General features: G+C 55.4%; 23 protein-coding genes and 1 tRNA gene. 9 read left to right on the top strand and 15 right to left on the bottom strand.

What is annotated here, in order from left to right; all coding sequences use genetic code 11:
* Positions 1-23 precede the first annotated feature (23 nt).
* The 5 genes from IPM28_12980 to IPM28_13000 all read right to left on the bottom strand — a co-directional run bounded on the left by IPM28_12980 (position 24) and on the right by IPM28_13000 (position 2,724).
* A complete protein-coding gene (locus IPM28_12980; GenBank protein ID MBK9173895.1) occupies positions 24-485 on the bottom strand; it encodes a hypothetical protein in 462 nt (153 codons plus the stop codon).
* A gap of 28 nt (positions 486-513) precedes the next feature.
* Complete coding sequence (locus IPM28_12985; GenBank protein ID MBK9173896.1) at positions 514-873, bottom strand: FAD-binding protein; 360 nt, start codon at positions 871-873, stop codon at positions 514-516.
* Positions 873-1,427 (bottom strand): hypothetical protein, encoded by a 555-nt coding sequence (locus IPM28_12990; protein ID MBK9173897.1) that lies wholly within the window; start codon positions 1,425-1,427, stop codon positions 873-875. The genes IPM28_12985 and IPM28_12990 overlap by 1 nt, the downstream gene beginning before the upstream one ends.
* A gap of 2 nt (positions 1,428-1,429) precedes the next feature.
* Complete coding sequence (locus IPM28_12995) at positions 1,430-2,233, bottom strand: succinate dehydrogenase (GenBank protein ID MBK9173898.1); 804 nt, start codon at positions 2,231-2,233, stop codon at positions 1,430-1,432.
* Positions 2,234-2,541: 308 nt separating this feature from the next.
* Positions 2,542-2,724: a hypothetical protein gene (locus tag IPM28_13000; GenBank protein MBK9173899.1), complete on the bottom strand. Its 183-nt coding sequence runs from the start codon at positions 2,722-2,724 to the stop codon at positions 2,542-2,544.
* A gap of 1 nt (position 2,725) precedes the next feature.
* On the opposite strand from IPM28_13000, the gene bamA reads away from it, so the two are divergent.
* From bamA to lpxA, 5 genes are all read left to right on the top strand, one after another.
* A complete protein-coding gene (bamA, locus tag IPM28_13005) occupies positions 2,726-5,773 on the top strand; it encodes an outer membrane protein assembly factor BamA (GenBank protein ID MBK9173900.1) in 3,048 nt (1,015 codons plus the stop codon).
* A gap of 176 nt (positions 5,774-5,949) precedes the next feature.
* A complete protein-coding gene (locus tag IPM28_13010; protein ID MBK9173901.1) occupies positions 5,950-6,546 on the top strand; it encodes an OmpH family outer membrane protein in 597 nt (198 codons plus the stop codon).
* Positions 6,547-6,637: 91 nt separating this feature from the next.
* A complete protein-coding gene (fabZ, locus tag IPM28_13015; GenBank protein MBK9173902.1) occupies positions 6,638-7,078 on the top strand; it encodes a 3-hydroxyacyl-ACP dehydratase FabZ in 441 nt (146 codons plus the stop codon).
* Between the two features lie 13 nt (positions 7,079-7,091).
* Positions 7,092-7,406, top strand: a complete 315-nt coding sequence (locus IPM28_13020; GenBank protein ID MBK9173903.1) for a hypothetical protein — start codon at positions 7,092-7,094, stop codon at positions 7,404-7,406.
* A complete protein-coding gene (gene lpxA / locus IPM28_13025) occupies positions 7,406-8,185 on the top strand; it encodes an acyl-ACP--UDP-N-acetylglucosamine O-acyltransferase (GenBank protein ID MBK9173904.1) in 780 nt (259 codons plus the stop codon). The genes IPM28_13020 and lpxA overlap by 1 nt, the downstream gene beginning before the upstream one ends.
* Here the strand turns inward: lpxA and IPM28_13030 are convergent.
* Genes IPM28_13030 through IPM28_13065 form a run of 8 tightly spaced genes read right to left on the bottom strand, consistent with a single transcriptional unit; the run spans position 8,162 to position 15,178 of the window.
* Entirely contained in the window at positions 8,162-8,791 is a 630-nt protein-coding gene (locus IPM28_13030; GenBank protein ID MBK9173905.1) for a bifunctional phosphoribosyl-AMP cyclohydrolase/phosphoribosyl-ATP diphosphatase HisIE, read from the bottom strand. The two genes, lpxA and IPM28_13030, sit on opposite strands and share 24 nt — an antisense overlap.
* On the bottom strand, positions 8,788-9,543 hold the full coding sequence (hisF, locus tag IPM28_13035; protein MBK9173906.1) for an imidazole glycerol phosphate synthase subunit HisF: 756 nt from the start codon (positions 9,541-9,543) through the stop codon (positions 8,788-8,790). The genes IPM28_13030 and hisF overlap by 4 nt, the downstream gene beginning before the upstream one ends.
* The gene (locus tag IPM28_13040) at positions 9,533-10,255 is read right to left on the bottom strand and encodes a 1-(5-phosphoribosyl)-5-[(5-phosphoribosylamino)methylideneamino] imidazole-4-carboxamide isomerase (GenBank protein ID MBK9173907.1); all 723 of its coding nucleotides are present in this window, start codon (positions 10,253-10,255) and stop codon (positions 9,533-9,535) included. Before IPM28_13040 ends, hisF begins: the two co-directional genes overlap by 11 nt.
* Positions 10,252-10,836, bottom strand: a complete 585-nt coding sequence (gene hisH / locus IPM28_13045) for an imidazole glycerol phosphate synthase subunit HisH (GenBank protein MBK9173908.1) — start codon at positions 10,834-10,836, stop codon at positions 10,252-10,254. The genes IPM28_13040 and hisH overlap by 4 nt, the downstream gene beginning before the upstream one ends.
* On the bottom strand, positions 10,833-11,933 hold the full coding sequence (hisB, locus tag IPM28_13050; protein MBK9173909.1) for a bifunctional histidinol-phosphatase/imidazoleglycerol-phosphate dehydratase HisB: 1,101 nt from the start codon (positions 11,931-11,933) through the stop codon (positions 10,833-10,835). The genes hisH and hisB overlap by 4 nt, the downstream gene beginning before the upstream one ends.
* Positions 11,930-13,030: a histidinol-phosphate transaminase gene (gene hisC / locus IPM28_13055; GenBank protein ID MBK9173910.1), complete on the bottom strand. Its 1,101-nt coding sequence runs from the start codon at positions 13,028-13,030 to the stop codon at positions 11,930-11,932. Before hisC ends, hisB begins: the two co-directional genes overlap by 4 nt.
* The gene (gene hisD, locus IPM28_13060) at positions 13,020-14,318 is read right to left on the bottom strand and encodes a histidinol dehydrogenase (GenBank protein MBK9173911.1); all 1,299 of its coding nucleotides are present in this window, start codon (positions 14,316-14,318) and stop codon (positions 13,020-13,022) included. Before hisD ends, hisC begins: the two co-directional genes overlap by 11 nt.
* A gap of 5 nt (positions 14,319-14,323) precedes the next feature.
* Entirely contained in the window at positions 14,324-15,178 is an 855-nt protein-coding gene (locus IPM28_13065) for an ATP phosphoribosyltransferase (GenBank protein ID MBK9173912.1), read from the bottom strand.
* 247 nt (positions 15,179-15,425) lie between these two features.
* Here IPM28_13065 and IPM28_13070 point away from each other — a divergent pair, with 247 nt between their 5' ends.
* Genes IPM28_13070 through IPM28_13080 form a run of 3 tightly spaced genes read left to right on the top strand, consistent with a single transcriptional unit; the run spans position 15,426 to position 20,432 of the window.
* Complete coding sequence (locus IPM28_13070; protein MBK9173913.1) at positions 15,426-15,653, top strand: hypothetical protein; 228 nt, start codon at positions 15,426-15,428, stop codon at positions 15,651-15,653.
* Between the two features lie 4 nt (positions 15,654-15,657).
* Positions 15,658-17,250: an FHA domain-containing protein gene (locus tag IPM28_13075; GenBank protein MBK9173914.1), complete on the top strand. Its 1,593-nt coding sequence runs from the start codon at positions 15,658-15,660 to the stop codon at positions 17,248-17,250.
* A gap of 50 nt (positions 17,251-17,300) precedes the next feature.
* A complete protein-coding gene (locus IPM28_13080; protein MBK9173915.1) occupies positions 17,301-20,432 on the top strand; it encodes a VWA domain-containing protein in 3,132 nt (1,043 codons plus the stop codon).
* On the opposite strand, the gene IPM28_13085 is transcribed toward IPM28_13080, so the two are convergent.
* On the bottom strand, positions 20,429-21,157 hold the full coding sequence (locus IPM28_13085) for a VIT1/CCC1 transporter family protein (GenBank protein ID MBK9173916.1): 729 nt from the start codon (positions 21,155-21,157) through the stop codon (positions 20,429-20,431). The genes IPM28_13080 and IPM28_13085 overlap by 4 nt on opposite strands.
* 93 nt (positions 21,158-21,250) lie before the next feature.
* Positions 21,251-21,327: transfer RNA gene (locus IPM28_13090), tRNA-Met, on the bottom strand.
* Between the two features lie 133 nt (positions 21,328-21,460).
* Between IPM28_13090 and IPM28_13095 the strand changes: the two genes are divergently transcribed.
* The gene (locus IPM28_13095; protein MBK9173917.1) at positions 21,461-22,702 is read left to right on the top strand and encodes a cation:proton antiporter; all 1,242 of its coding nucleotides are present in this window, start codon (positions 21,461-21,463) and stop codon (positions 22,700-22,702) included.
* The last annotated feature ends 98 nt before the right edge of the window (positions 22,703-22,800 follow it).

Consider the following 22,800-nt stretch of genomic DNA (forward strand, 5'->3'; position numbering starts at 1 on the left):
TAAATAAGTTCACCGCCGAGAGATTAAAACGGCCAGAGCCTAGCCTTCGTTCGAAACCAGAAACTATCAAGCTTGCTGATCTGCTTGATCACATCACTATATCCGGCCTTTAGCTCCCTTGAGTCGGGACATTCCGCCCGAATTTTGAGTTCCTTCCCATATGCAAAAATCAGGTAGTCCGCATCTTCTTTAAGACGTGTTAGTGAAGGACATGATCCGCTGAAGTCCGTCATATCAATATCAACGGCGACGAATTCTTTGCGAACTCCTTTGAACGACTGCTCAACAAACAGAACCAGAAGACCATCTTTGTAATTCTGGACATTCTGGGGCGATTCATAATGATCTTCATCTGCCAGAGAGCCCACAAATATTGCGGTCGCTTTTCTAAACCTCTTAGGCAAGGGGTCAACCACGCACGTGCAGGCGAACGTACTTAATGAAGCGGCACAGATTACTAGCAACGCTGAGAAAACTACTCTCATAACCTCGGCGTCTCCCGCGTCTCGGCGGTCAAAAAATTCTGTAATCCGTAAAGACACCCATCGAACACATCCGCACGTAGAAATCTGAGAAACCCACCCAGAACAAGCTCATCCACGCGAAGAGCATATGATTTCGGTTCAGCTTGCTGACCCAATTCCACAATCCGCGACGTACTGGCTTGTCCCAGAGCACATCGCATCCGCCGCCGACGAGATGCCGCAAGCTATGACAGCCGAATGTATAGCCCGCAAGCAGGATCGCGTTCAGCGACAGAACGATCGTCCCGACGCTGACGCCGGCCGCACTCGCCTCGATAGCCGCCCGCAGCCCCGCGCCACCGGCACCGATGACTAGGACGTCGTGTTCGTATGTTATGTAATCTGACATTAAAAGAATTTGCTAACGAGAGACGCGATGACTCTTATCAAAATGACGGCTATAACAAAAAAGACGCCCAACTTAATAAGTCGCCAGCCCTCGCTTCTCTTTCCAGTAGTAATCCCTGCTGAGAAATGCTCGTTAACCTGCTTGTTTAAGCGATCAAAATCGGTTGAAATCGATTCTCCTTTTCCGCGAAATAATTCGCCGGTTTGCGGATCATATCCGGTGAACCCTTTCCCAATTAATACGTCCGAAATTATTCCAACCTCATCGGTTATTGCATTTGAACTGTTCACGTCCCAGTACGGAAGCGAGATAGCTATTTGCGAGTTGAACATACAAATCTGATAGGTTTCAAAATTCAGTTCTAGGTAATCCTCCTCTTTTCCTTCAAAACTTTCAAAATTAAACCCCCTCTTTGCAAGCTCGACTTTGATCTCATTCATCAGCTCTTTCGAAATGAAGTGCGGATCCGTGTCAGATGCTTCCGATTCGAGATACTTGTCAACGTTTTCAGCGGAAAGTTGGTTACTTCTTATGAAGTCAATGTCATAGCTCATCGTTAGAACAGTCGAAAGTCCGTCCAATATCCCATCGACACCATCCGCACGTAGAAGTCCGAGAAGCCGACCCAGAACAGAGACATCCACGCAAAGAGCATATGCCGGCGGTTCAGCTTGCTGACCCAATTCCACAATCCTTGCCGTACGGGCTTGTCGGAAAGCACATCGCATCCGCCGCCGACCAGATGCCGCAAGCTATGACAGCCGAATGTGTATCCGCCGAGCAGGATGACGTTCATCGTCAGCACCAGCGTTCCTACCCCAATGCCGAAGCCGTCGGAGAATTGTGTTGCGGCGACGGCGTCGTAAGCGAGAATTCCGATGAAGACGATCGCAACGTACAGGAAGTATCGATGGATATTCTGGAAGATCAGCGGAAACTTCTTCTCGCCGCGATATTCGTGCCGCGGTTCGCCGACCGCACAGGCGGGCGGATCGGCCCAAAATGCCTTGTAGTACGCACCGCGATAGTAATAGCACGTAAACCTAAATCCGCCTGGCGCCCACAGGATCAGGAAGGCGGGCGTAAGCGGCAGGATAATGTTCGGCATCCATGCAGGCCACGCCCCAAACCAGGAGTGTGTCGAGATCGGCTGTCCTGCGGCCTCCCAGATCAGCGGCGAATACATCGGCGAAAGGTACGGCCCGTAGGTGTAATGCTCACCCTGGAACGCGGCCCACGTCGAATAGACAATGAACGCCGAAAAGCCGAGAAATGTTGCCAGCGACTGCAGCCACCATCGGTCACGACGCGTTGTCTCGCCAAAACCGCGCCGCGTGATTGAAACCAAGTTCGATGCCATCGAGCCGACCTGACCTCCTGATTTAGGTGTGTTGACGAACTTGCCGGAGCGGGCTCGGAATGAGGACCCGAAACGCCGGAAGCCGGGCAAAAGCTGGAATTAAAGGACGTAACTTTGCGTGAAACTGATAAAGTTTTACGCGAAAGGCCCCGGCAAGTCAAGGAAAACCGATATTCGCTTCCTGCACCCGATTTGACTCAGATTGCGGGCCAACGTATTCTCGCTTTTCGGATTTTAGCGGTTTACCTGTATAATTTAGAGCTTTGTCGGGCAAAGTCTGAAAGGCAACCTGAGGTTGATTCGTCGAATCAAACTCGACGTAAAACATACGTCATTGAAAAGCCGCCCCCTTTGTCATTATTCCGGCGTTCTATATTAGGGAAAAGGCGGCTTTTTGAGCTTTCAGGGCTTACCATATCGCTGTTATTAGGAACTTTTTTTTGTATGCAAAAATTCAGCGCATTCGGACTTGTTTTTTTGAGTCTTGCCATTATGGCGTCTCCGGTCCTTGCGAATTCGGACACAATCAAGAATGCGAACCCTCTCCCAGAAACAGTCGCAGCTCGACAACAGGTCATCGAAAGCGTGGATATCCAGGGCAATCGCCGATTGCGTGACGACGACCTTATCTATTACATCAAGTCCCGGCCCGGCGACGTTTATGACCCTGTAGCTCTCGAACGCGACCTCCGCGAGCTCCTCTCTCTGAACTTTTTCGACAAGACAGCGACCCGTGTGCTGACGACCCCCGGCGTCCGCGGCGGTGTCAACGTGATCTTTGAGGTCCGCGAATGGCCGATCATTCGCGATCTTGTTTTCACGGGAATGAAGGCCGTCACCGAGTCGGACGTGCTCAAGGCGTTTCGCGAGCAGCGGGCGGGTATTTCGAAGGAAGCGATATACGACCCGGTCAAAGCTCGATCCGCCACCCGCATCCTTCGCGAACTTCTCGCCTCGAAAGGTTATCCGAACGCAAAGGTAAATATCAAAGAAGAAGAGGTTTCGGCGACCTCGATCGCGCTTACATTCGAGGTCGAACAGGGAAACCGCTCGAGGATAATCGACATCGTTTTCGAGGGTAACGAGAAATTCAAGGACGGCGAACTTCGAACGGCATTGCAGCTTGTCAAAGAAACCGGGTTGATATCGCGGTTCAAGGGCCAGGACATACTCGACATGCGCAAGCTGCAGTATGACCTGCAAAAGAACGTGCGTTCTTACATGTTCTCGAAGGGCTATTTTCAGGCCCGGATCGGCGAGCCCGTGGTCGAAGGCCTTGGCGTAAAGCGAACGAGCTTTCTCCCGTTCATCGTTCTCCCGATCCCGATCATTTCGACAAAGGACGATACGCTAAGGATCGTCGTTCCGGTAACTGAAGGGCGAATTTTCCGTGTCGGTGAGCTCAAGGTCGAAGGAAACTCGATCTTCTCCGAACAGCAGATCCTGAGCTACATCGGCTTGAGGTCGGGCGAGATCGCAGACGGCAAACGTCTTCAGGACGCAGTTTACGAAGATCTGAAAAAGGTCTACGGCGGGCAGGGCTTTGTCAATTACAACGCCGAATTCGAACCCAACTTCAAAGACAATCCGACGAACGCTGCCGAAGGGATCGTCGACATCACGATCACTATCGAGGAAGGCAAGCAGTTTTCGCTTCGGCGGCTGGAATTTACCGGCAACACTTTCACCCGCGATCGGGTGATGCGGCGTGAATTTCTGATCAACGAAGGCGATATTTACAATCAGAATTACCTCGAAATATCGATCGCCCGGCTAAACCAAACGCAGTATTTCGACCCGATCGATAAGGATCAGGACGTTGAGATAAGGACAGACGAGGAACAGGGCGACGTTGACCTGATCGTCAAGATCAAGGAAAAAGGAAGGCAGCAGATCTCGTTCAACGGCGGCATTTCGGGCGTCGGCGGTTCGTTTTTCGGCCTCGAATATTCAACGAACAACCTGGCCGGCCGCGGCGAAATATTGTCCTTCAACGTTGGCGCCGGCAACCGTCAGCAGAGCCTTCAGTTCACATATCAGGAACCTTACTTTCGAAACCGTCCGATCTCGGTCGGGTTTTCGCTCTTTGCCTCGCGGTACAAGTTTTTTGGCGAAGGCACGTTTCTGACGCAAAACCAGGACATTCTCAATGACCTGTTCGATCCGCTCGGCCAGGTCCAGACCGACGAAAGCAACCTCTTCACCCAGAGCACGTATGGTGCAACCGTGTTTGCGACCGCACCGCTTTCCGAGCTGTTCTTCAAAAAGCGAAGGTTCACCCAGTTTTCACGTGTCGGGCTGACCTATCAGTTTTCGACCACTTCGATAGAAGATCCCGAGATCAACGAATCAGCCGATCCGGCGGAACGGATCCCGGTCATCTATCGTCAGCCGGGCATCATCACCAGCCGCGTGACCGGCTCATTCGTATATGATACGCGGCAGCCGGCAGCAAACGGCATCGACACCCTGAGCGGATCGCAGCTTAGCCTTTCGTTCGCATTGGCCGGGCTCGGCGGCGACGTCCGAACATATCAGCCGAACGTTTCTTATTCGAAGTTCATCCCGGTCCGTAGAAAGAAATCTAAGAACCCTGAGGTGTTTGCTTTCAGGATACAGGCAGGAACCATCGGCGCATTTGCAACGACCGATACGATCCGAAATGCCAACTCGATCGCGTTCATCGGCGGCGTACCGGTCTATGAGCGTTATTATCTCGGAAGCGAGAATGACATTCGCGGCTACAACTCGCGAGCGATCGGGCCGATAGCCCCGTTCGACACATATGTCACGACCCGCAACATCCAGGTGGCGACGAATAGTTTTGGAACCCCCGTTCCGATCACAGGCTTTCCGCCGGGATCGCAGATACCGGGCCAACTCGCCTCGATAGGATTGCTTACCGGCCCTGACGGAGCCAATCCCGCACTTTTCACCCGAAATTTCCGGTTTATCGGCGGCGATACACAGTTGCTTGGGAACTTTGAATACCGCATCCCGCTCTTTGGGCCTGCAACGCTCGCCGCATTTGCCGATATCGGCAGCGTTTTCAACATCAGGAAGACCGGGACACAAAGGATCGACAGCGAATTTCTGCCTGATGACACTTTTCTCGGGGCGGGCCGGATAACCGCCCTGGGGCTGATAAATACTCCGGTCCTTGAAAGCAGTTTCGGCAGCATCCTCTATTACCGCGGCCGCGTGATGACGAAGACCGACTTTATCAACGAGTTTTGCCGGGGCAACAGGTTCGGCTGCCCGACCTCGCTTTCGCCCGAAGTGCAGCAGCTTTACCTCCGCGGCGAAGCCCAGCAGAACTCGCTCTTGAGGGTCGATGACAGTGCTTTCAATAAGATCAGTGACTACAGGTCGACCGTTGGCCTCGAACTGAGGGTTCAGGTGCCGATCGTCAATGTTCCGTTTCGTTTGATCTATTATTACAACCCTAACGGGAAGTTCGGCGTGACACAGGAAGTTCCCGGTATATTCCTTCCGGGTCAGCGGAGCGGCTTCCGATTTACGGTAGGCAGGACGTTCTAAAGGTCGCTTTCGGCGGCAGCATGAAAATTGACAAGAATTGCGGATTGAAATAATATTGTCGTTCTTTTGCCTGGAAGAATACCCACAGGCAACATTTTCAATGCAAAAGGTTTCAAAGTAGTTACCGAAATAACATCTCAGGTATTGGCAGGCAATTTTAAGGAGTTTTACAGATAATGAAAAGATTTAGTTTCTTGGGCATCAGTTTGGTTCTTGCGGCGGTGTTCGCGTTCTCGGCTTCGGCCCAGACAACGGCCGCACCGGCTAAGATCGGTTGGATCGACACCGGTGCATTTGCCAACGAAAAAGAAGGAATCAAGCGATTTACGAATGCAATGACCGCGCTCGGTAACGAAGCCAGGCCGAAAGAGCAGGAGCTGATCGGAATCCAGACCCGCGTCAACACGATCGCCGAAGAGCTGAGAAAACTCAGCGGACAGCCTGCAAATATCCCTGTCGATCAGAATGCCGTCCGGTCAAAACAGGACGAAGGAGCCCGACTTCAACGCGAATTCGAATTCAAAAAGAAAGAATACGATGCGTTCATCGAGAAACGCAGCGGCGAGGTCCTTGGGCCGATCAACCAGGATATCGGTAAGGCGATCGGCGAATTTGCCAAGCAGAAGGGTTATGTCGTTGTATTCGACATCGACAAGCTCGCACAGGCAGGAGCGATCTTGATGCTCGATCCGGCGGCCGACATCACAAAGGAATTCATTACTTTCTACAATGCCCGGCCGGCAGGCGCAGCTACCGCAGCCGCACCTCGCTAGTTTCGACATCAACAGGTTTTTAGTATAGTCAGTGGTCAGTTGAGGTTTACTTCTACTGGCCTCTGACTTTTATGATTTTTAGGCTCTGACGATGACAATTTACGATTCGATCGCGATACAGGCGATACTTCCTCACCGCCATCCGTTTCTTCTGGTTGACAAGATCATCGAACTCGAGCCGCGCGTACGCATCGTCGGCGTCAAGCAAGTGACGATCAACGAACCGTTCTTTGCCGGACACTTTCCCGAAGCTCCGGTCATGCCAGGCGTCCTGCAGATCGAAGCACTCGCGCAGGTCGGAGCCATACTCGCTTTGCGTGAGATGGACGATCGCGAATCGAAGATCCCGTTCTTTAGCGGCATCGAAGACGCAAAGTTTCGCAGGCCCGTCGTTCCCGGCGACACTCTGATCCTCGAGGTGACCGCACTCCGTATCGGCTCGAAAGTGCAAAAGATGCGCGGTGTCGCGACCGTCGATGGCAATGTAACGGCCGAAGCTGTGATAGTAAGCGTGATCGCCGACCGCAAGTAAAAGGAGAATGTACATGCAGGATATTCGTCTCAGTTACGAGGAGCTCGGGTCATACCTGATCGCGTTCAATATTTTGCTCGGGCTCCTGTTCGGCTTTTTCCCGCTGCTGGCAGGCCTCAAACTGCACAATCGAAAGTACGGGGTCTTTGGCTTGCTTTGCGCCGTATTTGGCGGAGCGGTCGCCGGATTGTTCCTGGCATTTCCGGCCGCGGCTTTGTTCACTTGGCTGATATTCAGGAGCGTAAATGAAAAGTATGCGGCTGTCGCCGGATCGGACGGCGATGTATCCGCAGACGCTCAAGTCACCGAAGTATCGGGCCAACATTGATGTCGACCTTCATTCACGATACCGCGATAGTCGCTGACGGGGCCGTCCTCGGAACCGGCTGCTACATTGGCCCTTTTTCGACAGTTGGGGCCGAGGTCTCGCTTGGCGACGGTGTCAGGCTCGATTCTCACGTCGTGATCGACGGCAAGACCACCGTCGGCGATGAAACCCATATCTTTCCGTTCGTGTCGATCGGATTGGCTCCACAGGACCTGAAATATGGAGGCGAACCGACCGCAACATCGATAGGTAAACGAAACCATATTCGCGAATTCGTGACGATCCATCGCGGAACTGCGGGCGGCGGCGGATTGACGCAGATCGGGGACGATAATCTCTTTATGGCGCAGGCCCATGTTGCACACGACTGCCAGATAGGGAACGAGGTGATCATGGCAAACGCTGCGACACTCGCCGGCCATGTCGAGATCGCCGACCGTGCAAATGTCGGGGCTTATTCCGGCGTTCACCAATTTTGCCGTATCGGGCTTGAGGCGTTCGTCGGGGGTTATTCGGTCGTCGTCAAGGACGCCCCGCCTTTTGCGACCATTCAGGGCAACCATGCAAAGTGCTACGGGCTGAACCGCGTAGGGATGAAGCGGCGGGGATATCCGCGTTCAACGATCGAGAAACTGAATCACGCCTACCATTTGCTCCTGACCGCAAAACTGAATACCACACAGGCCTTGGAACGCATTCGGCAGGAGATCACCGATTGCCCTGAGGTCGATCTACTTGTGAATTTCATCGAGACCTCAAAGCGCGGCGTCGTTAAATGATCGTTTTTGCCGGGCGGCAAGTACGCCAATGACCTCATCGAGCGTCACACCTTTCTCATCGAGCAACAAAAGATAATGGAACAAAAGGTCGGCAGCCTCTGACCTGAACGCCTCGAGGTCTTCGTCCTTTGCGGCGATGACAAGCTCGACAGCCTCCTCGCCGACCTTTTGAGCGACGGCATTCAGGCCCTTTCCGAACAATGCGGCAACGTATGAATCAGGGTCGGCGCTGAGACGACGGTTTGCTATCACGTCCGCGAGAGTCTTGAGGAAACCGAGCGATCCGGCCCGCTCGTCACCCGTCTCGCCAAAGCACGTCCCTTGTCCCGTATGGCAGACCGGACCCAAAGGCCGTGCCTTTATCAGGAGCGTGTCATTGTCGCAATCAGAGTGAAGCGATTCGAGTTCGAGAAAATTCCCGCTGGTCTCGCCTTTGGTCCAAAGCCGATTACGCGAACGCGAAAAGAAGGTCACCCGGCGGGTCTCGATCGTTCTCTCAACGGCCTCTTCGTTCATAAAGCCGAGCATCAACACGTTTCCCGAGATCGGGTCCTGAACGATGGCAGGCACAAGCCCGTCCCTGTATTTTCCAAATTCGAGTTTCATATTCTAACCTCGATCCCACGCATACGCAGGAACGATTTGAGTTCTGGTACGCCGATCTCGCCAAAGTGAAAAACGCTCGCCGCAAGGGCCGCATCGGCACGTCCGCTGATGAGAACGTCGGCAAAATCATCCATCTTTCCTGCCCCGCCGGATGCGATCACCGGGACCGCTACCTTTGTTGAGACCTCACGCGTCAAAGCGGTCTCAAAACCTGACTTCGTTCCATCGGCGTTCATTGATGTAAGGAGGATCTCGCCGGCGCCGAGTTCCGCGCCTTTCATTGCAAACTCTACGGGGTCGATCTCGGTCGCTTCCCGGCCTCCATTCAAAAAAACACGCCAACCGGCCGGGGTCGCCTTAGCGTCGATCGCGAGGACGACACACTGCGACCCAAAATGACGGGCTGCCTCGGCGATCAGCTGCGGATCGCGAACCGCGGCGGTGTTTATCGAGATCTTGTCGGCACCGGCGTCGAGCAGGGCACCGATATCCCCAACGTCCGATATCCCGCCACCGACCGTGAACGGGATATTGATCTCTGAGCCGAGGCGGCGAACGAGGTCGACGAGCGTCTTGCGTTTCTCGTTCGTCGCGGTTATGTCCAGGAACACAAGCTCGTCCGCTCCGCTGCGGCTGTAGATGCCCGCAAGTTCGACGGGGTCGCCTGCGTCGCGGAGGCCGACAAAATTGGTCCCTTTTACCGTTCGGTTATCACGAACGTCGAGACACGGGATGATCCGTTTAGCCAACATATGCCGTTAATTCCTCGAGGCTGATTCGGCCTTCGTAGAGAGCCTTGCCGACTATTACACCGCTGCAGCCTGTCTCGTCGAGTTCGAAGATGTCTGCCATCGAGGCGACGCCGCCGCTCGCGATAAGTTCGAGTCCGGGAAGCGCCGCGACTATCTCGCGGTAGATCCCGATCCCGGTGCCGGCGAGCCCGCCATCTTTTGAGATATCGGTAACGAACGCCCGATCGATCCCTTTCTCCATCCACTTTTCGAGAAACGGGACAACGGCCAGATCTGTTCGGGTCTGCCAACCGTCGATCGACACATTTCCGTCGCGTACATCCGCCCCGAGCAATATCCGGTCGGCACCGTATTGGCCGATCCATCGGTCAAGGCTCTCGGCCGACCGAACTGCAACGCTGCCGATACTCGCGATCGAGGCTCCGGCATCAAAGACCGCAGCGATGTCGTCGTCAGTCTTTATACCTCCGCCGAAATCGATCGTGAGGCCGGTTCCCGCAGAAATTTCCCTTAGAACCTGAAGATTGACCGGGCGGCCCGACCGCGCACCATCGAGATCGACAATATGAAGGCGCTCAAGGCCCGCGTCCTCGAAGCGTCTGGCGGTTTCGACCGGGCTCTGGTCGTAGGCCCTGACCGAACCGAAATCACCCTCGGTCAAGCGAACACATCTGCCGCCGATAAGATCGATCGCCGGTATTATCTGGATCATAAGCTTAAAAAGTTGTCCAGGATCAGCTCTCCGGCTGATCCGGACTTCTCGGGATGAAACTGCACGGCGTGGAAATTCGCATAGGTCAGCCCGGCACAAAAGCCTATGCCGTAGTCGCAGCTCGCCGTGGCCCATGGGTTTTGCTCGACGTAAAAGCCGTGTACAAAATAGAGATAAGTATTCGGTTCGACAGCGCGGAAAAGCGGTCCGCGCAGATCGGTGATCGAGTTCCAGCCGACGTGCGGGACCTTCAGGCCGTTCTTCGGAAACCGGCGGACTCGCAAGGGCAGAATGCCGAGGCACGATGTCTCATTTTCATCCGAGCTTTCACACAACAACTGCATCCCGAGACAGATGCCGAGTACCGGCTGGCCAAGAGACCGGATAACGTTGTCCAGGCCATGTTCCTGCAGATAGTTCATCGCGGTCGACGCCTCGCCGACGCCCGGAAAGATGACCCGATCGGCCGAGGCCAACATTTCGGCATCGTCCGTAATGATCGGCTCGGCCCCGAGACGGCGGAGCGAGTTTGCAACGGATGCCGTATTGCCGGCGTTGTATTTGACGATCGCGACCCTCACAAGACCCCTTTCGTTGTCGGCAACGACGTTCCTTCACGACGGACCGCCATTCGTATCGCTTTTGCGAACGCCTTGAAGATCGATTCGATCTTGTGGTGTTCGATAGTACCTTCGGCCCGGATATTCAAATTACAGCGAGCGCCGTCAGAGAATGATTTGAAGAAATGAAAGAACATCTCGGTCGGCATCTCGCCGATCTTCTCGCGTTTGAATTCGGCGTTCCATTCGGTCCAGCTCCGGCCGCCGAAATCAATGGCGACCTGGGCGAGACAATCGTCCATCGGGAGACAAAATCCGTAGCGTTCGATACCGCGTTTGTCGCCAAGGGCCTTTGCGAAGGCCTCGCCGAGTGTGATCGCGACGTCCTCGATGGTGTGATGCTCGTCAACATGGAGATCGCCATTTGCGGTGATATCGAGATCGATACGGCCGTGTTTGGCGATCTGTTCTAGCATGTGATCGAAAAAGGCGATCCCGGTAGCGATCTGCGACCGGCCGGTCCCGTCGAGGTCGATCCCGACCGTCACGCTCGTTTCCATCGTAGATCTGGTCTGAATGGCCCGGCGAGCCGGAGCTTTCAGGAGATCGTATATTTCAACCCAGCTGTCGACGCTGAAAACGCCCTCGCTTCGGCCCTTCAGGTCAAAGTTGGGGTTCCTGATAAATATGGCCTTTGCGCCGAGATTCTCTGCAAGTTCGACGTCGGTGGGCCGGTCGCCGATGACGTAGGAATTTGCAAGGTCAAAGCTGCCGTCGAGATATTTGGTCAGCATGTCGGTCCCGGGCTTGCGGGTCGGAGCATTTTCGTGGGGAAGGGTCCGATCGACAAATACGTCGGCAAAAACGATGCCTTCACCTGCGAGCGTTTCGAGCAGAAAGTTCTGTGCGGGCCAAAATGCGGATTCGGGAAAGCTCTCTGTGCCCATGCCGTCCTGGTTCGTGACCATTACTAGAACAAAGTCGGTCTCATTTGCGATGCGGCTCAACGCACTGATCGCTCCGGGAATGAACCTGAGTTTATCGAGCACATCGACCTGAAAGTCGTGCGGCTCGCGAATCAGCGTTCCGTCGCGATCGATGAATAAAACACGTTTCATATGCCTCCTGATAAGATCGGCAGAAGTTCGTCCTCCGGCCGCTGCAAAGTCGGATAAACGGCCAAAGCCGAAAGGAGACGGTCGTTCTCGGCCGGCGTTCCGATGGTGATCCTCAGGCAGCCCTCGCACTGAGTGACGCGGCTGCGGTCGCGAACGACTATCTTCTGCTCGACAAGGTGCGAGTAGATCGCGGCGGCATCGGTCGTTCTTACCAAGAGAAAATTGGCATCGGAAGGAAACACCTCGTTGACGCAATCGAGCGAAGACAATGATCGGGCCATCCGGCGTCGTTCATTGATGATGTTCGCGATCGACGATTCAACCCTCTGCGTGAGTGAAAGCGAATCTGCGACCTCCGACTGGGCGATGCCGCTAACGTTATACGGCGGCTTTACCCGATCGAAGAGGCCGATCACCTCCCGGTTCGAAAATGCCATCCCCACACGGAGCCCGGCCATACCCCACGCCTTTGAGAATGTCTGAAGGACGACGATGTTCGGCAGCCGGCCGAGCTCGGCGATCATCGATGGTTCGTTTGCGAAATCGATGTAAGCCTCGTCAATTACGACAATGCCGCTAAAGGCGCGGGCGATTTGCAGCACGTCGTCACGACGCATGAGGTTGCCGGTCGGATTGTTTGGCGAGCAGATGAAAATGAGCTTTGACCGCTCGTTGGCCGCGGCAAGTATCGAGCCGGTATCGAGCTGAAAACTCCCGGTCAGGCCTACTTCCCGGACCGCAACGTCGTTGAGATCCGCAGACACCTGATACATGCCGTAGGTCGGAGGACAGATGATACATTCGTCGACTCCCGGCTCGCAAAAGATCCTGAACAGCAGATCGATCGCCTCGTCGCTTCCGTTCCCGATGAATATCTGGTCCGCAGCAACACCGCGCATCGCTGAGATCTTGTTTTTAAGGTCCGACTGACGAGGGTCGGGATAGCGATTCCATCCGCCGCCCGCGGGCGATCCATAGGCGTTCTCATTCGCGTCGAGAAATACCTCGGCCTCACCTGCAAACTCTGATCGAGCGGATGAATATGGGCGCATCCGACGGACGTTCGGGCGGACCAAGCTGTTGAGGTCAAACATCATTCTGCCCTCCGGATGCTGCGACACGAACCGAAGCGGCCCGGGCATGCGCCTCGAGGCCCTCGGCAGATGCCATTGTCTCGATCGTCGGAGCGAGGTTACGGATGCCTTCTTCGCTCAGCTTTTGATAGGTGATCGACTTTTTGAAACTTGAGACCGTGACGCCGCTATAGGACCTTGCGGCACCGCCCGTCGGAAGCGTGTGGTTCGTCCCAGAGGCGTAATCGCCGGCTGCTTCGCACGAAAAATTCCCGATGAAGACCGAACCGGCGTTCGTGATCCGATCGGCGACCGCGCCGGCATCGTCCGTTGCAATGATGAGATGTTCCGCGGCATATTCATTCAGAAGTTCGACGGCCGCATCGATCGATTCGACCAGGATCGCCTTCGAGTTTGCGATCGCCGCCATTGCCGTGTCCTTTCTCGGAAGCCTGACGATCTGGCTTTCCACCTCAGCGATGACGGATCTGATAACGCCGCGGTCCGTCGATACGAGCATCACTTGGCTGTCGGGGCCATGTTCGGCTTGCGACAGAAGATCGGCCGCAGCAAACTCGGGCTTGCAGGTCGAATCGACAAGTACGGCAACCTCCGACGGGCCGGCAGGCATATCGATCGCGACGCCGGACCGCATGACCTGCAGCTTCGCTTCGGTGACGAACTGATTTCCGGGCCCAAATATCTTGTAGACACTCGGGACCGTCTCGGTACCATATGCCATTGCCGCTATTGCCTGCGCTCCGCCGATCTTGTATACACGGTCGACGCCGCAGACCCTCGCGGCATAGAGGGTGGCTGGTTCGACCTTGCCGTTTTCGTTTGGCGGCGAGCACATTATCACTTCGTTACAGCCGGCCAGCTTTGCCGGTATCGCGAGCATTAGAACGGTAGAGAATAGCGGAGCGCTGCCGGCCGGGACATATAACCCGACCTTCTCGATAGGCAGGATCCGCCGCCAGCACAAAACGCCCCGCATCGTTTCAATCGGCTCGGGATCGCTCTCGGTCACCGCATGGAACCGACCAATATTCTCGATGGCGGTCGCGATGGCCGATCTGAGCTCGGCGGATATCGCCGTTTCGGCTTCTGCAAACTCGTGTTCGGTCACCTCAAATTCATCTATCGAGTGACGGTCGAACTGTCGCGAGAAACGGCGCAGAGCATCGTCGCCGTTCTGGCGGACGTCGCCGATGATGCTCGCCACCGTCTCTTCGAGCATCTTTGTATCGAGAGACGGACGCCGAAGGAGATCGGCCCACGCATTTCGTTCCGGAAATTCTATGATCTGCATAGTTCTTACCTGATCATCTGATCGATCGAAAGCACCAGGATACCCTCGGCACCGGCCTGCTTCAGATTGCCGACGACTTCCCAAAAATCTTGTTCGCTGATCACCGAATGTAGCGAAACCCAGCCCGGCTCGGCCAGCGGCATGACGGTCGGGCTCTTGATGCCGGGCAACATCGCCGCGATCCGATCGACCTTTTCGGCCGGTGCGTTCAGCAGAATGTACTTGTTCTGGGTCGCGGCAAGAGCGCTCCGTATCCGAAATCGGATCTGCTCGAGAAGTTCGGCTGGTTCACCGCTAAGTCCGCGCCGTGCGATCAGGACCGCCTCAGAACGCATGACGACCTCGACCTCGCGAAGGCCGTTCGAAAAAAGCGTGCTGCCCGAACTGACAAGGTCACAAACGGCGTCGGCAAGACCGATCGAAGGTGCGATCTCGACCGACCCGCTGATCTGATGGATCTCGGCCTCGATCTTATGGGCTTTAAGATAGGCGCCGAGGGTTTCAGGGTAGCTGGTCGCGATACGCAGCCCGTTCATCGACTCGATGCCCGAGTAATCGACCGCTTTCGGCAAGGCAAGCGATAATCGGCACCGTCCAAACCCGAGCCGCTCTACGACATCGACGTTCTTTGGATGTTCTGCAAGAATGTTCTCGCCGCAGATGCCGATATCGGCAACGCCGTCCGCGACATAGTCGGGGATATCGTCGTCGCGGAGAAAGAAGAGTTCGAGGGGAAAGTCCTCGGCCTCGGCTCGGAGTTTTCCCTGGCCGTTGGAAAAGCCAATGCCGCATTTACGGAGGAGCGAGACCGAACCGTCAGCGAGCTTTCCTTGTTTCTGGAGTGCGATCTTCAATTTCATAAAGCTAAAAATGGCAACACGACGCCCTTGAAACTCTTTCAAGTTCGCGCCGATCTAATGAAAACTGTCTTTCGTATGAGTTAGAAAACGAGATTCATATCACGCGCTGTTGTTGCCGTGATGATGATGGTGAAGAAGCGATGAATGGAACTGGCTAAAGTTCATCTTTAAGAACATTAATTGCATATCGCATCTCGATTGGCAAGCCGGCCGCTTTGATCTTTGTGGTAAAATATCGACCGATACTATGGAATCAGAGCAAACAGCCGAGGTGCTGCACGAATTTGGAAAGCGCATCCAGCGCTGTTACGGCTGCTTCATCGCATATCATCTGAAAGACATGTACCTCGGTGAAGACGTGACGTTCTTTTGCGAACACTGCAAGGACGAGACGATGTTTCATTTCGACGAATTTTCGAGGCTTTTGGATCTCTCGAAGTTGAAAGAGGTCGCCGACGAGGAGCATCACCACTAGGGACGTGAACTTCAAACTACAGATCAAGAGCAATTACGATTCCCGAACCGTCGACGTTCGAGACGAGATCTCGATCGGTCGGGCCGATGCGGCCGATATCGTACTTGATGATTCGGGCCTTTCGCGCGTCAATACGACGTTCTTTATTGACGAAGGCGAATTGTGGGTTGCCGATGAGAACTCGACCAACGGCACATTCGTTAATGGCGAACGCGTTTCGGGCAAGCCGCGTCTGCTCCGCGACGGTGATTCGCTAACGATCGGCAGCAGCACGACGATACGCGTCGAAACCGACGAGGGTTCGCGGCAGAGCCCTCAGACGAGCGGGCCCGAACCGATCGCGGCTCGGCCGGCGGTTCGCCAGACTCCGTCGGTTCCGTCCGCAACGCCGTCGAATGCACCGCAGCCGGCGTCCGGATCCGAGGGCATTCCGATGGTCGTAATTGCGGCTGCGATCATGACGGTCGTCATTCTGCTGTTTGGCGGGATCGCCTTCGTGGTCGTATCGCAAATGGACTCATCACCCGGCACGGGTGCGAATAACCGCAACTTGCCGCAAATGACCGCTGCAGCGATGATCCCGATCCGTGTCATCGATCCACTGGGCGGCGAGGACGAAGACGACCTTGATGACCTGATAGCCTCATGGGAGGTCGCCGAAGAAGAATTAAAGGCCGGCGACGTTGCCGACATTTCCGGTGCAGCCGTCGAAGATAAGGACTTCGACCTGAACGTTTCTGCGACATTCCTTGCTGAACGACAAAGGCTTGCTTTCGAACCAAGGCCGGGAGAAGGAGGGATCAGGCCGGCCGGCCTGAACGTTCCGAAGGAACTCTTTGGCGACGGTGTGATAAAGCAAAAGCAAAAGCTTGCGCAGATGAACAGCAGCGGTTATCGACAGCCGATGGATTTTGCCGACCTTGCCGAAAAACGCTTGAGCGGCGATCTGCTCGAGATGCCGATGGCTACCGAGAGTTTTTACCTCGATGTCGGCGGCTCGGCTCAAGACAAGGTCTTTTCGTCGTTCAGCTTTCAGTCGGGCGTGGCCGACATTGTTCCGGGCCATCCGAAGTTTGATGTTCTCAAGCGCATCGCCGACAATTTTGCCGGTCAGAAATACGATCTGAACAACGCGGGCGACCGAAAACAGATGCGCCGGCGGCTCTTGCGAATGTTTCAGCCGCGAGCGAAACCCATATTGAAGGAACTCGCCGATGCCTACTTTCTACGTTTTCGGCGGCCGCTCCGCGTGACGTCGCTTACGCGGTCGATGGATTATCAGATATTGCTCAACTCGAACAACGCCAACTCATTCAAGGTTCGCGGCGAAGGTTCGCTGCCGCCGCACACATCGGGCTGCGCATTCGACCTTGCCCGTAAGCACATGCCCGTCGACGAGCAGAACTTCGTAATGGCCAAACTCGCCGAAATGGAACGCGACGGTAAGCTCGACGCCTTGATCGAATACGGCGCTAACGCTTGCTTTCACGTCTTTATCTATCACGACGGCAACCCGCCGAGAGCGTTGAACCTGGGACAAATGGAATATGAGACGTTTCCGTTCCTTGCCGGAATTCGCCTGAACACCTCGCATTGAACCACAGTCTGTGGACTTTCGCCGTTTCTCTTTTTACACTCGAAACATAAGTGGAAGAGAACTCGGCAAACAAAAGCTCATTTACCGAATTGGCCGCACGGCTCGGGCGCCTGCCGGCCGAAAAGAAGAGGGCCGCAATCGAAGTAAGCGCGGCTCTAGCAGGTGTAAGCCTTCGCGTCAGCCGCGATTTCGTCGAGGCCGTACCAAAAGCATCGAAGGTCTTGTCGGCAGATGACCTGCGTTTGTGGGGCGAACTTGGCCGCCGACTCGCGATGGGCAATGCTGAAACGGGCTCACAGTTCTTTGCCGAGGGCGTTGCAGGCCTTTCGAATGTTCCTCACGATGCCCGCGGCCTTGTCTTTCAGGTTTGCACGCGGCAGCTCGTTCTCTCAAGTTCGATCGCCTTAGAGACGTTTCGCCTGGTACCTCAACTGGCGAAAGAGATCGGGAATGATCACCTGCTCCATCAGATCCTCGATCTTGCCGTGAATATCGCGAACCGTTCGGCCAAACACAGTTCGGATTTTCTTAAACAAACACCTCCGGTGGCGTCGGCGATCGCGCAGTTCGGGACCGATCGCGATAGCGTCGCGGCTTCGGTCGTAGCCTTGGCCGCGGAATTCGCGAACAGGACCGGCGGAATGACCGCTGACCTGTGGTCAAATCTGCCATCGGCTCTCGAAGCCCTGTCGGCAGAGAATGCGGTGAAGCTGGCGCAGCGGTCGGCGCAGTTTCTTGAACACGGCGGAAGCGTGACGCTCCATTTCGTATCGGCAGGCAGCGACGTTCTCAGGCAGGCCGAGACGGTATTTGACGACTGGTGCGGCGTCCTGGCAAAGATCGCGAAAAGCGGGAATGCGGTGTTGATCGCATTTCTTCGTGCGTCGCCAAAGTTCTTCCGCCAGATCTCGGCGATGAAACTGGAAGGTGAGGATGTCGGGAGCGTAAAGACGGCCGCGATCAGACGCGTTCTGCGGCTTGCCGGTGAGATCGCTGACGCGGACGCCGAAAGCGCTCTTGCGGCATTCCGATCCTCTGCCGCCGCTCTTCGGCGTGTCTCGCTCGATCAATACGAGCAATGGATCGCCGCCGGACTCGACGAAATGCGCGACGAGCCGGCAAAGGCCCGACGCAGTTATTTCGCACTCGAGACACGGCTTTCGAACGACCGGCTGCAGCAAACGCGGACCGGCCTTCATCTCGAAGAGGTACAGCACATCCTTCGGCTCTACGTCGAGGCTTTGACCGGACACGAGGTCGAGATTGCGCCGCAGACGTCAATGCCGCAGGAATCGCGGATCGGCGACGGAAAAACGGTCTATCTGCCAAATAATATCGCGGAATTCGACACCGAGGAGATGGACTTCAGGCTCTATAAAGTTCTGGCGGCATACGGTGCTGGGCAAATAGAATTCGGCACATTCGCGACCGACTCGGTCGAACTCAAGGCCGCCTTTAGCGAACTTGCGGAGCTCTATTCGGCGACCGCTGAGCAGACCGATGCGTTTTCGCTTGCCGGTTACATCGAAGACGTCCAAAAGGGCGATCAGGCACTTTCCGACGCTGAACTCCGCGAAGAGATCAAACGTCGCCGGCGGTCGATGCCAAAGGGTTCTGACTATCGCGCCGTCCTGCAGATCTTTCCTGAGCCGCGGCTGGCGCGAAAGATCTTTACGACCATGGAGAACGCCCGGATCGACGGCCTGCTGCGGAGCAGTTATCACGGGTTGCGAAAGGACCTCGACCTAATGCAGCAGTTGCTGCGAAAGAACCGGCCGTTCATTTTCGACGTCCCGTTTCACCAGGTTCCTTTCGAATTGCTGTTCCAGATCACGCTTTGCGGCGGGGCAACCGACGATGCACGCAACTTCTACGGCCAGATCGTCTCTGAGATCGAGACCGTTATCGAAAAGCATCTGTTGAGCAGAAGCGGCTCGGAACTCAGGCCAACGGTCGCCGATTCGTTGTTTGCCGCAAGCCGCGTCTATAACCTGTTTCAGAACATCACGCCTGAGCAAACGCAAGAGGCCGAGAACGACGACCAGGAAGAAAGCAGCGAATTTGCCTACGAAAGCGAAAATACTGAAGAAGCCGTAGTTGAGGAGAGCGCAAAGCGCGAAGAAAGGCCGCAGACGATGCAGGACCTGCGTGACCTCTTTAACGCCTGGAACTCTGACGAAGACGACGGCGAGCCGGACGACCTGCAGGGCTCGGAGGCGTGGTCGCATAACGAAATGCCCGAGCAGCCGCTCGAGGCAGGCGACGAAGCGTTCGCATACGACGAATGGGACCGCGAACTGAACGATTACCGCGTCGGCTGGAGCCGTGTCATCGAAAAGCGTGTGAAACTCGGCGACCGCAATTTTGTCGAGCTTGCGAGGTCGCGATATCGGGGGGTCATTTCGTCGGTCCGCCATCAGTTTCAGTTGATGAAACCCGAAAATCTGACCAAGATCAACCGCGAGATCGACGGCGAGGATTACGACCTCAACGCACTGGTCGATCTCGTCATCGACCGTCGGGCCGACGGTCGGCAATCGGAGAACATCTATACCAAACGGCTAAGGCGACAACGCGACGTAGCCGTCTCGCTTCTTCTCGACCAATCGTCATCGACCGCGAGGACAATTACGCGAAACCCGCTCCAGCCGTATACCTATCCCGGGCGGCGGATAATCGAGATCGAAAAAGAAGGCCTCGTCCTGATGAGCGAGGCTCTCGAAGCGGTCGGCGACGTGTATTCGATAAACGGTTTTACAAGCGAAGGCCGGCGCAACGTGAAGTTCTACGTCGTTAAGGATTTTGACGAGAAATACTCTGAGGAAACCGAAAAGCGTATCGGCGGCATCACGTTCCAGAACAACACGCGGCTCGGTGCCGCTATTCGCCATGCGGCGCACAAGCTTTTGCGACAGGAAAATCGAACGAAGCTGCTGATAATTCTGACCGACGGCCGGCCCTACGACCACGACTACGGCGACGCCCGCTATGCCCGCGAGGATGTTCGCGAAGCTTTGATCGAAGCCAAAACGCACGGCATCACGCCCTTTTGCATCACCATCGACCGCGAATCCGAGGCCGAACTTCGCGACCTTTATGGCGACGTCGGCTATACCATCATCGACGACGTTTTGAGCCTGCCGGAACGAATGCCCAATATTTATCGGAGACTGACAAGCTAAACACCGTCGGCAATTCCTTTCAGCAGAACACCGACACCGTAAGCGAGTCCGGCGGCGAGGGCACCGACAAGAAGGGTTTCGAGGCCGGAGCGCAGCCACCCGGTCGTTGACCAACGGCTTTTGAACGAGCCGATCAGAAAGAAGGTGATACCCGTCATAACGCAGGCGACGAGGAACGACGATCCCCAGCCGAACAGATACGGGATCAGGGGAACAAGTCCGCAAACGATGAAGGCGCTGAAGGTGCTGCCGGCGGCAAGCCACGGCGACCGTATCTCGGAGGGCAGACCGTATTCTTCCATCAGCATCGTCCTTACCCACCGGTCATTGTCCGATGTGATCAGCTCTACCGCCTTTTCGAGCTCTTCGCCCTCAAATCCCTTTTCACGATAGATCTGTCTGATCTCTTCACGCTCGCCTTCTGGTGCGACCTCAATGTGGCGGTATTCGATCTTTTCAAGCCGGCGGTAATCGTCGATCTCGGCCCTTGTCCCGAGAAAATTGCTTGCCGCCATTGAAAAGCCGTCGGCGACTAGATTTGCGAAGCCGAGGATCAAAACGACCTTGGTCGAGAGTTCAGCACCGGCAACGCCCGAGACGACGGCGAACGTCGTGACAGCGCCGTCAACGCCGCCGTAAATGAAATCTCGAATATAGTTGTGGTTTGACGCAGCGATCCGCGCCGCTATCGCTTCGTGTGTGTGATCGTGCTCCAGATCTGACATTGCCGCATCATAACCTATTTCGTGCCGATGCAGTTCGGTTTGGCAGATCAAAAAACAAAAGAGACGGCCGATATCAGCCGTCTCTCCAAAATGTGGTGGCGGGGGGGAGACTTGAACTCCCGACCTTGGGGTTATGAATCCCACGCTCTAACCAGCTGAGCTACCCAGCCACGAACACTTGATTATAGTTTGCCGTGCAAAAAAATCAAGTTAATCGGGTTTTCGCAGCACCTCGCTTTTGCCCCTTCGAGAGTGCGATTGCTAAGATAAGAATTTAGAGGACCTTTCTGATCCGGGTTAAAAATGCCAATAATATTCGCGGCCGCGGCCGAACATTCACAGGTGCTTTTCGCACTTTTCATAATGATCGCCGCCGCCAAATTGATGGCCGAGTTGTTCGAGCGTCTGCGACAGCCGGCGGTCGTCGGTGAGATCCTTGCGGGTGTCATCGTAGGCCCGAGCGTACTGGGTTGGGTCAGGCCGTCCGAGATCATCGGGATCGTTGCCGAGATCGGCGTTATATTTCTTCTCTTCATGGTCGGGCTCGAGACCAAGCCGCAGTCCGTCTATCGGGTCGGAAAAAAGGCAATGCTGGTCGGCACGCTCGGTGTGATACTTCCCTTCATTGCCGGGTATTTCATCGCATTGCTTTGGGGCGGCTCTTTTATCGAAGCAATGTTTATCGGAGCCGCGCTCGTAGCGACATCGGTCGGCATTACGGCGCGCGTGCTCGGTTCGATGGACCTTTTGGATAAAGAAACGTCCCGGATCATCCTCGGGGCGGCGGTGATCGACGACATCCTAGGGCTGATAATTCTTTCCGTCGTCTCGGCAATGAGTTCGGGCGACATCAACTATCTCGAGCTCGGCAAAACAGCGGCCCTGGCGATCGCTTTCACTTTGCTCGTTGCGGTCCTGGGTGCGCGGATGATGAACAAGGTCGCACCGAAGGTCAGCAACCTGCGGGTCAGCAAACCGTTCTTTAATGTCGGATTGATCTTATGTCTCGGGCTTTCGGTGGCGTCGATCTATGTTGGCGTGGCCGCGATAATCGGCGCATTTCTCGCCGGGATGGCGATGGCTGAGGCAACCGAAGATAATCCGGGAATGCACAAACTGACAAGCGGCGTGACCGAGTTCCTCGTGCCGTTTTTTCTCGTCAATATCGGCATGCAGCTAAATCTGGCGGTCTTTAAGGATGCGTCGTTCCTGCTGCTGGCTTTCGTGATCACGTTCTTTGCGGTGATAACAAAGTTCATTGGCTGCAGCATCGGTGCCTGGGGGTTAACGCGACGCGAGATGGCTCAGGTCGGCGTCGGAATGATACCCCGCGGCGAGGTTGGGATCGTAGTTGCTCAGATCGGTCTCGGACTTGCCGTGATCACCGAAAGGTTCTTTGCCGCCGTGCTGTTCATGGCGGTTGCGACGACCCTGATAGCGCCTCCGCTTATTAAGTACTTCTACGCCGAGGATAAAGACAACGATGGCGTGCTCGACCCGATACTTGAGCGAGACGTATCAGAGGAATTCACCCGGATCGGCTAGTTCGTCCCCGGAAATTCGGTCAAAATGACCTTCAAGCTTGAGAAATGGCTGTTTCAAGCCGTCGCGGACCGAGAAACCCCCGATATTTACCGCCTGAT

The organism is Chloracidobacterium sp. (genome assembly GCA_016716305.1).
In the GTDB taxonomy this organism is placed as follows: domain Bacteria; phylum Acidobacteriota; class Blastocatellia; order Pyrinomonadales; family Pyrinomonadaceae; genus OLB17.

Bases quoted from the DNA above. Each gene is read 5' to 3' on its own strand.
- IPM28_12980 (MBK9173895.1), bottom strand. From the start codon at position 485: ATGAGAGTAGTTTTCTCAGCGTTGCTAGTAATCTGTGCCGCTTCATTA.
- IPM28_12985 (MBK9173896.1), bottom strand. From the start codon at position 873: ATGTCAGATTACATAACATACGAACACGACGTCCTAGTCATCGGTGCC.
- IPM28_12990 (MBK9173897.1), bottom strand. From the start codon at position 1,427: ATGAGCTATGACATTGACTTCATAAGAAGTAACCAACTTTCCGCTGAA.
- IPM28_12995 (MBK9173898.1), bottom strand. From the start codon at position 2,233: ATGGCATCGAACTTGGTTTCAATCACGCGGCGCGGTTTTGGCGAGACA.
- IPM28_13000 (MBK9173899.1), bottom strand. From the start codon at position 2,724: ATGGCAAGACTCAAAAAAACAAGTCCGAATGCGCTGAATTTTTGCATA.
- bamA (MBK9173900.1), top strand. From the start codon at position 2,726: ATGGCGTCTCCGGTCCTTGCGAATTCGGACACAATCAAGAATGCGAAC.
- IPM28_13010 (MBK9173901.1), top strand. From the start codon at position 5,950: ATGAAAAGATTTAGTTTCTTGGGCATCAGTTTGGTTCTTGCGGCGGTG.
- fabZ (MBK9173902.1), top strand. From the start codon at position 6,638: ATGACAATTTACGATTCGATCGCGATACAGGCGATACTTCCTCACCGC.
- IPM28_13020 (MBK9173903.1), top strand. From the start codon at position 7,092: ATGCAGGATATTCGTCTCAGTTACGAGGAGCTCGGGTCATACCTGATC.
- lpxA (MBK9173904.1), top strand. From the start codon at position 7,406: ATGTCGACCTTCATTCACGATACCGCGATAGTCGCTGACGGGGCCGTC.
- IPM28_13030 (MBK9173905.1), bottom strand. From the start codon at position 8,791: ATGAAACTCGAATTTGGAAAATACAGGGACGGGCTTGTGCCTGCCATC.
- hisF (MBK9173906.1), bottom strand. From the start codon at position 9,543: ATGTTGGCTAAACGGATCATCCCGTGTCTCGACGTTCGTGATAACCGA.
- IPM28_13040 (MBK9173907.1), bottom strand. From the start codon at position 10,255: ATGATCCAGATAATACCGGCGATCGATCTTATCGGCGGCAGATGTGTT.
- hisB (MBK9173909.1), bottom strand. From the start codon at position 11,933: ATGAAACGTGTTTTATTCATCGATCGCGACGGAACGCTGATTCGCGAG.
- hisC (MBK9173910.1), bottom strand. From the start codon at position 13,030: ATGATGTTTGACCTCAACAGCTTGGTCCGCCCGAACGTCCGTCGGATG.
- hisD (MBK9173911.1), bottom strand. From the start codon at position 14,318: ATGCAGATCATAGAATTTCCGGAACGAAATGCGTGGGCCGATCTCCTT.
- IPM28_13065 (MBK9173912.1), bottom strand. From the start codon at position 15,178: ATGAAATTGAAGATCGCACTCCAGAAACAAGGAAAGCTCGCTGACGGT.
- IPM28_13070 (MBK9173913.1), top strand. From the start codon at position 15,426: ATGGAATCAGAGCAAACAGCCGAGGTGCTGCACGAATTTGGAAAGCGC.
- IPM28_13085 (MBK9173916.1), bottom strand. From the start codon at position 21,157: ATGTCAGATCTGGAGCACGATCACACACACGAAGCGATAGCGGCGCGG.
- IPM28_13095 (MBK9173917.1), top strand. From the start codon at position 21,461: ATGCCAATAATATTCGCGGCCGCGGCCGAACATTCACAGGTGCTTTTC.